The organism is Arthrobacter sp. P1_A5 (assembly GCF_056406825.1).
Window position 1 is genome coordinate 19,619 of the sequence record NZ_JBFTZL010000061.1, and the last position, 7,812, is coordinate 27,430.

Genomic DNA, 7,812 nt, shown 5'->3' on the forward strand with positions numbered 1-7,812 from the left:
GCTGGATTGCCGGTCCCGGGCGTATCGTGTCCCCCATGGCGAATGTCTTGGAGATGGTCGGCGTTGTGAAGCGGTTCGGGCCCGTGGTTGCCTTGAATGGGTTGGATTTTTCAGTCGAGGCGGGCGAGGTCCACGGCTTCCTCGGACCGAACGGCTCCGGCAAATCGACCACGATTCGCCTGCTGCTGGGCATGCTTCGCGCCAATGCTGGCTCCATCCGGGTGCTGGGCCTTGACCCGTGGCGCGACGTCGCGAGCCTCCACCGGCGCCTGGCCTACGTCCCCGGGGATGTGGCGTTGTGGCCCAACCTGACCGGCGGAGAAGTGATCGACCTCCTCGGCCGGCTCCAGGGCGGCCAGGACCTGGCCCGGCGGGCCCAGCTGTTGGAGCTCTTCGACCTCGATCCGACCAAGAAGTCCCGGGCCTACTCCAAAGGCAACCGGCAGAAAGTGGCCCTGGTCGCTGCCTTGGCCACCGACGCTGAGCTGTTCCTGCTGGACGAGCCCACCAGCGGACTGGACCCCCTGATGGAGGAGGCCTTCCGCGGCTGTATCCGGGAACTGCGGAACCAGGGCCGCACGGTACTGCTCAGCAGCCATATCCTCAGCGAGGCCGAGGCACTTTCGGACCGCGTGAGCATCATCCGTGAGGGCCGGGTGGTGGAGACGGGGCGGCTCGATGAACTCAGGCACCTGACCCGTACTTCCGTCACTGCCGATGTCGCGGTGGTACCGGCGGGCTTGGATGCCCTGCCAGGCGTTCACGACGTCGTCGTCAGGAACCACCGCGTCAGCGCCCAAGTGGAACCGTCCGGCCTGGCCCCGTTCATGCGGGCGCTGACCGACGCGGGACTCGTCGCGCTGACCAGCCAGCCGCCCACTCTGGAGGATCTCTTCCTCCGCCACTATGGCGCGGCGGTGCCCGTGGCCGCGGCCGGGTCGAGCAGCGGACGCACCGCCGATGCGTGAAACGTTGGCGGGGACCGGAGTCCTGATCAGGCTCGGGCTCCGCCGCGACCGATGGCTGTTGCCGGCGTGGATCGCCGGATTCGCCGCGACAACGTATTCAACCGCGGTGGCCGGCGCCGAGCTCTACCCCGATGTGGGGAGCCGGGTCGAGGCCGCGACGGCCCTGAATGCCACGGCCTCGCTCGTGGCCCTCTTCGGCAGGGTCTACGACCCCACGTCCCTCGGTGCCCTGTCCCTCATCAAGTACACGGCGTTCATGGCTGCTATCCTCGCCGTCCTGATGGTGTTCATCACCGTCCGACATACCCGCAGCGACGAAGAGTCCGGGCGGCTCGAGCTCCTGGGCGGCGGCCGGATGGGCCGCGACGCGCCGCTCGCGGCCGCCCTCACCATCAGCTTCGGAGCCAGCATTGTCCTGGGGCTGGTCACGGCGGTGTCTTTGGCCGCCGGCGGACTTCCGGCCGCCGGCTCGATTGCGTTCGGACTGGGCTGGGCTGCCACCGGCATGGCGTTCAGCGCCGTGGCCGGGGTCACCGCCCAGCTGACGGCCAGCGCACGGGCGGCCACGGGAATGAGCCTCGGCGTCGTTGCCGTGACCTATGCGCTGCGGGCGGTGGGGGACCTCGCCGAACCGGGGCCCTCCGCGCTGTCCTGGCTTTCGCCGATCGGCTGGAATCAGCAGATCCGGGCCTTCGCCGGGGACCAGTGGTGGGTGCTCGCCCTGCCACTGGCGCTGTGCGCCTTACTCGTGCCCGTGGCCCTGGCACTCCGCGCCCGTCGGGACCTCGGCTCCGGCCTGCGCCAGGAGCGCCCCGGCCCGGCTCGCGGCTCGCTCCGCGGGGTTGGGGACCTCGCCGTGCGGCTCCAGTTCCGGCTGCTGGCGGCCTGGGCGGTCGCCTTCGTGGTGTTCGGCGTGGTGATCGGATCGCTGGCCGGCAACGTCACGGACTTGTTGAGTTCGCCCAACGCGCAGGACCTGATCATGATGCTGGGCGGAACCCAGGCCATGACGGACGCCTTCATTGCAGCGGAGATCAGCATCATGGGACTGCTGGCCGCTGCCTACGGACTGTCCGCGGCCAGCCGGCTCCGTGACGAGGAGACCGACGGCCACGTCGAGGCACTGCTGGGCACCGCCACCACCCGGCCGCGGTGGGCGACCAGCCATTTCGCCCTGGCCCTGGCCGGCGTCGCCGTGCTCATGCTGCTGGCGGGAGTGTCGGTCGGGGCCGGCGCAGCCACCGTCCTGGCCGATGCCAACCAACTCGGCCGCGTCACACTGGCCGCTGCCGCCCAGATCCCCGCGGCCTGGGTCATGACCGCGGCGGTGCTGGCGGTGTTCGGCTGGGCGCCCCGGCTCACCGGGACGGTCTGGGCCCTGCTGCTGCTCTTCGTCGCGCTTGGTGAGTTTGGCGTGCTGTGGAATGCCCCGGAGTGGCTGATGGAGCTCTCCCCGTTCCGGCACTCGCCGCTGCTGCCCCTGGATTCCGGCGCCGTCGGGCCGTTGCTCGGACTTACGGTGACTGCCGCGGCGCTCGCCGCGCTGGGGTACGCCGGCTGGCGCCGCCGGGATCTGGCCCCGTGAGCGGGCCAGAACAGCCACTACTCGCCAATAGGGGGCAGCGGTAATATCAGATTCGAGAGTTCTTGGCGCATTCCGGCACTGACGGGACGCCACTCTCGGGCCGGGTCGGAGGGCGGGATGCAGGACGCATACGGGCTATATACCCCGACCACGCTGGTGGAAATCGGGCTTCTGCTGGCGACATTTATCCTCTGCTCCCTGATTGGCACTGAGCGGCAGGTCCGGCAAAAGGTCGCTGGCTACCGCACCCACGTCCTGGTCGGGCTCGGATCGTGCACGTTCACCCTGATCTCCGCCTACGGCTTCGCCGCCGCGCTGGCGCCCGGGGCCACCATGGACCCGTCCCGTATTGCAGCCCAAATCGTCAGCGGCATCGGCTTCCTCGGTGCCGGGGTGATTTTCAAGGGACGGAACGTGGTCCGCGGCCTGACGACGGCCGCCAGCATTTGGGTTTCTGCCGCCGTCGGCATGGCGTGCGGGGCCGGAATGCTGTCCCTGGCTGTTTCGCTGACGGCTTTCCACCTCATCACGTTGTACGTCGTTTCTCCCGTGATCAGGAAGATCCCGACCCCCGACGCCCACCGGGTCCTGCACCTTGGCTATGACGACAACCGGGGCGTGCTGCGGCAAGTGTTGGAGATCGCCACGAATATGGGGTTCAGCTCGTCGATCCTGAGCATCAATAAGGCGGGCGATGAACAAAAGCCGATCGTCCTCATGGACATCCGCTTCCATGGTCATCTTCCGCTGCGGGAACTCGTCCCCTACCTCCTGGATGTGCCCGGCGTGCAGAGTGTGACCGTTCGCGGCACCGATCCGAACGAGGACGACGACGATCCCAGCGCCTGAGAACCCCAGCAAGCACGCCGCCGAGACTCCCGTGACTGGCGCACGCTGATTGAAGCCGTTCGGGATGACCGTTAGAGTCTGCGGATGACCGAGAACAGCGTCGCTTTGACGGATACCGTGTGCGTGCGGGTGCTGCGCAGGTCCGACGCCGGGCCCCTGGCCGACGCCTACCGGCGGAACCGGGAGCACCTGGCGCCCTGGGAACCTCTGCGGTTTGAGGAATTCTTCACCGCAGAGGGACAGGCCGCCAGCATTGAATCCAAGCTCGGGTTGTTCATCGCGGGAACGGACGTGCCCTGGGTCCTCGTGGAAGGCTCCCGCATCATCGGGGTGATCAACCTCAGCGGGATTGTCCGGGGACCATTCCTCAGCGCCCACCTCGGCTACTGGGTGGACAAGGACATGACGGGGCGGGGAATTGGCTCGGCCGCGGTGGAGTTCGCCCTGCAGACCGCGCGCAACGAACTGGGGCTGCACCGGCTGCAGGCCTCAACCCTCCCGCACAACGCCGCGTCCCAGCGGATCCTGAAGCGCGCTGGCTTTGAGGAGATCGGCCTGGCAGCCCAGTACCTTCGGATTGCCGGATCCTGGCAGGACCACATCCTGTTCCAGCGGATACTGTTCTGATGGCTGATATTCCGGTTGCACCCGGTCCGGCTGGACCAGGTCCCGATTCACCAGTCCGGGCCGACGTGGACGCCATAGCGGCGGAGGGACTGAGCCGCGGCTGGACGGAATTATTTCCAGACAAGTATCCGCACGCAGGCGGCCCCGCCCACTTCGCCGCCTACCTCGTGAATGCGGACGGCTACGAAGTGGAGCTGATTGCTGCGGGCTGATGGCGCCGGTGCCCTACGGATTGGTTGTCGGAGGTGCCTGCTCGGCCTTCAGTTCCTCGCCGTGGGCGATGATCGCGTAGATGACCAGCACGTCSATGGCGATGACGATGASRGACCACCAYGGCTGCKSCGGAAYGAGCATCAGTTGAACRACCGCACTGAAGCCGGCAACGACGACGCCAACGACTCGAGCCCACGTAGCGCCGGCGAAGAGCGCGACGGCGGTGAGGATCAAGAGCACCCCGAGGGCGACATTCCACCAGCCCCACCCCTTCGCATCGAAGAGGAACAGGGTTCCCGGGGTCGACAAATAGTAGGTGTCGGGTCCGGTGAGCGCGACGAGGCCTTGAAGGCCGCTGAAAACGCCGTTGATGATCAGAATGACTCCGGCGAAACGGACCCAACCGGTCCAGCCGGTCGCAGTGACAGGGTGATGGGCAGTACTCATAGTGTCGACCGCTTTCCGTTGAATGCTCTGCCGTCGGCCTCATGGTCGGCGCAGTCGTGGGGTGAAGCTAGTACCGATTCCGATTATGTTCCTCGCAGTCCGGGCCGGTCAATCGCTACAGGTCCTCGGAGCCGCCCGCGCCGGGCTTATTGCGATTGCCGTGGATCCGGGTACGTTGAACCATGACCATCCTGCTTGTTGGCGGCGGCCCGGACACCGTAACCACAGCTGCCGTCTTCGACCGCTTCGTCAGGGAACTCCGGCACCGGGCCTCCGGCAGGGTTCCGCGCGTCGCTGTGGTTCTCTTTGACCATGAGGGCAGCTCGGAATATTTCCTGCCTGCCTATGTGGATCCGCTGCAGTCCCGGACAGCCTGCGAGGTCGTCCCGGTCCTCCTCGGCTCCAACCGGGGCGCGGACCCTGCCGCGTTCGACGACGTCGACGGCATCGTCGTCGGGGGCGGGCCGACGCCGGGCTACCTGGAAGGCTTGCTGCCGTCCGCGCAGCCCATCCGCAGACTGGTCTCCGACGGTGTGCCGTATATGGGGTTCTCAGCCGGCGCGATGGTGGCGCCGGTGCGGGCAATCGTGGGCGGCTACCGGATCCGCGGCCCCGAGGTCTGCCCGGCGGATTGGTCGGAGGGGCTGGAAGAAGTGGAGATCCGCGACGGGCTGGGCCTGGTGCCTTTCGCCGTCGACGTGCACGCCGCCCAGGCGGGAACCCTCGGCCGGGCCGTTGGGGCGGTCGCAAAAGGCCTTGTGGACCGCGCGGTCGCCGTGGATGAGAACACTGCCCTGGTCCTGCACCACGCGGACCTGGAGGAGCTGGACGTGATCGGCACCGGGAACTGCTGGACGATTCGCGGCGTTGGCACCAAGGCCACCGTCTCGGTTCTGTCGGCGCACAGCTGATATGAGTTGAGTCTGTCCTTCACAAACACCTCCGGAGATGTCAGGACGGGATGTATCAGATTCCTTTGAGGACCCGGGGCTGATCCGCGGGGTCCTCCCGACGCCTTCGGAGGTGTTTGTTATGTCTGTTCAGGGCGTGGTGACCGGTGATTCACCCGTTGTTGTTGCTGTCGATGTTGGCAAGAGGTTGGTCGCGTTGTCGGTCACTGACGCGGCCCGGCACCGCTTGTTGGGTCCGGTGGACTTCGAGATGACCGGACGGGGCCTGGACGGGATCCTCACTCTGATCAAAAGCAGGCAGGCCGGGATGGATGTTCCCGTGAGAGTCGGGATCGAAGCTGCCGGGCATTACCACCGGCCGCTGCTCACCCCGTCCGTGTGGCCCGCGGACTGGCAGGTTCTGGAGCTGAATCCCGCGCACGTGGCCGAGCAGCGCAGGGTCCAGGGACGCCGGCGCATCAAGACCGATGCCCTGGATCTGGAAGCGATCACCGAGCTGGTCCTCAGCGGCAGGGGCCTTCCTGTGACTGCGCGCGAGGCTGTGATCGGTGAACTCGGCGCGTGGGCGGCGCACCGGACCCGCAGGGTCCAGGCGCGGACCGCGACGAAGAACCAGCTGCTGGGCCAGCTGGACCGGGCCTTCCCGGGGCTGACGCTGGTCCTGCCGGACGTGCTCGGCACGAAAGTGGGAAGGCTCATCGCTGCTGAATTCGCCGACCCGAAGCGGCTCGCCGCGCTGGGCACCGCCCGGTTCATCCGGTTCGCGGCCGCCCGGGGGCTCCAGGTGCGCCAGCCGCTGGCCGAACGGCTTGTGGATGCCGCCCGCGACGCGCTGACCACGGTGGACGCAGCCGTGGCCCGGCAGGTGCTGGCCGCCGATCTGGACCTGCTGACCGAGCTCACCGCGCAGATCGACGCATCCGAGGCAGAGTTCGCCCGGTTGCTTCCGTTGAGCCCGTTCGCGACGCTCACCACGACCCCGGGCTGGGGTGTGGTCCGCGCCGGCAACTACGGCGGCGCCCTGGGCGACCCGCACCGCTGGCCCGGGCCGTCACAGATCTACCGGGCATCGGGTCTGTCCCCCACCCAGTACGAATCGGCAGGCAAACGACGCGACGGATCCATCAGCAGGGAAGGCAACGTGGCSCTACGCCGGGCCTTGATCGATCTCGGCATGGGGCTCTGGTTCAACGACGCGCCCAGCCKGACCTACGCCGCGGCGCTCAGGACCAGAGGCAAACACGGCGGCGTCATCGCCTGCGCGATGGCGCACCGCGCATCACGGATCGCCTACGCCATGGTCCGGGACCAGGCCACCTACGACCCCRGCCGCTGGAAGTGACAAGCCGCGGCACACCATGATGCCAGCCGGAAATCCCCCTCACGGAACCCACGGAGGTGCCCGCAGGATCCCTTCACAACCCAGGCCGGCGGTGAGACGCTGGAACCGACGAAGGGCCGGACCAGACGCCGATACAGCTATGGCGGACGCTTCCCGCGTTACGCCGCACCTAGCTTGGCGCCCGGCCCTTCGCCCTTGGGCAGCCCGAACGACGCCAGATGACCCGGCAACCGCCGAGGTCGAATAAGTCAGCGTGGGCGCCCTTGGAATCACGCCGGGCCAGCCAACCAAACCGCCACCCCACAGACACGTCAGAACGCCCGGCCAAACATGCGGCGCGCACTGTCATGCCCGGAGCATGCACTTGACACGACCTATAGCCAGCTAGGACCCACCGGTCCCGGCACGCAGAAATGCGACGGCGGCAGCCACCTGGCAAGGGGGGCTGCCGCCGTCGAGTTTAACCGAGCATAATGCGGAGGGCCTTCAGTAGCTGGCGGGGGTGCCGCCGGGCTCAGCCATTGCGTCCGGTGGGATGAAGTCGGCGGCAAGGGCCTCGGAGCCGCGAGCCAGGATGGACACATCGGCCCCCACCAGAACGAACGCCGCGCCGGCGGCCATGTAGCCGCGGGCCGTTGCCGGGTTGAAAGCGTTCACGCCGGCAGGCTTCCCGGCCGCTGTGGCGGCGGCAAGGCAGTGTTCGACGGCGGCGCGCACCCGTGGGTGTTCCTGCTGGCCCAACAGGCCCATGGAGGCGGCGAGGTCGGAGGGCCCCAGGAAGATCGCGTCCACGCCCTCCACCGCCAGGATGTTCTCCACGGCGGCAACCGCGGCTTCGGATTCAATCTGGACGGTGACGCTGACGGTGTC

Annotated in this window: 9 protein-coding genes; 7 read left to right on the forward strand and 2 right to left on the reverse strand. The window is 67.9% G+C overall.

Annotated elements, in window-relative coordinates:
• Nucleotides 1-35 precede the first annotated feature (35 nt).
• The 5 genes from AC1D1S_RS10810 (at nt 36) to AC1D1S_RS10830 (ending at nt 4,241) form a co-directional block, all read left to right on the forward strand.
• A complete protein-coding gene (locus tag AC1D1S_RS10810; RefSeq protein WP_476946111.1) occupies nt 36-968 on the forward strand; it encodes an ABC transporter ATP-binding protein in 933 nt (310 codons plus the stop codon).
• On the forward strand, nt 961-2,553 hold the full coding sequence (locus tag AC1D1S_RS10815) for an ABC transporter permease (protein WP_243182001.1): 1,593 nt from the start codon (nt 961-963) through the stop codon (nt 2,551-2,553). The genes AC1D1S_RS10810 and AC1D1S_RS10815 overlap by 8 nt, the downstream gene beginning before the upstream one ends.
• A gap of 117 nt (nt 2,554-2,670) precedes the next feature.
• Nucleotides 2,671-3,402: an MgtC/SapB family protein gene (locus tag AC1D1S_RS10820; protein ID WP_028276975.1), complete on the forward strand. Its 732-nt coding sequence runs from the start codon at nt 2,671-2,673 to the stop codon at nt 3,400-3,402.
• A gap of 84 nt (nt 3,403-3,486) precedes the next feature.
• Nucleotides 3,487-4,029 carry a GNAT family N-acetyltransferase gene (locus AC1D1S_RS10825; protein ID WP_476944240.1) on the forward strand — a complete coding sequence of 181 codons (543 nt, stop codon included), beginning with the start codon at nt 3,487-3,489 and terminating at the stop codon, nt 4,027-4,029.
• Complete coding sequence (locus AC1D1S_RS10830) at nt 4,029-4,241, forward strand: VOC family protein (RefSeq protein ID WP_459385449.1); 213 nt, start codon at nt 4,029-4,031, stop codon at nt 4,239-4,241. The genes AC1D1S_RS10825 and AC1D1S_RS10830 overlap by 1 nt, the downstream gene beginning before the upstream one ends.
• Before the next feature lie 13 nt (nt 4,242-4,254).
• On the opposite strand, the gene AC1D1S_RS10835 is transcribed toward AC1D1S_RS10830, so the two are convergent.
• Entirely contained in the window at nt 4,255-4,689 is a 435-nt protein-coding gene (locus AC1D1S_RS10835) for a DUF7144 family membrane protein (protein ID WP_476994426.1), read from the reverse strand.
• A 182-nt stretch (nt 4,690-4,871) separates the two neighbouring features.
• Between AC1D1S_RS10835 and AC1D1S_RS10840 the strand changes: the two genes are divergently transcribed.
• Together AC1D1S_RS10840 and AC1D1S_RS10845 are read left to right on the forward strand one after the other, a co-directional pair.
• A complete protein-coding gene (locus tag AC1D1S_RS10840; RefSeq protein WP_476994427.1) occupies nt 4,872-5,600 on the forward strand; it encodes a Type 1 glutamine amidotransferase-like domain-containing protein in 729 nt (242 codons plus the stop codon).
• Nucleotides 5,601-5,721: 121 nt separating this feature from the next.
• Nucleotides 5,722-6,942, forward strand: coding sequence for an IS110 family RNA-guided transposase (locus AC1D1S_RS10845; protein ID WP_476994428.1), 1,221 nt, complete (start codon nt 5,722-5,724; stop codon nt 6,940-6,942).
• A gap of 486 nt (nt 6,943-7,428) precedes the next feature.
• Here AC1D1S_RS10845 and AC1D1S_RS10850 read toward each other — a convergent pair.
• Nucleotides 7,429-7,812: aldolase/citrate lyase family protein (locus AC1D1S_RS10850; RefSeq protein ID WP_476994429.1), on the reverse strand; the 384-nt coding region annotated here is incomplete at its 5' end.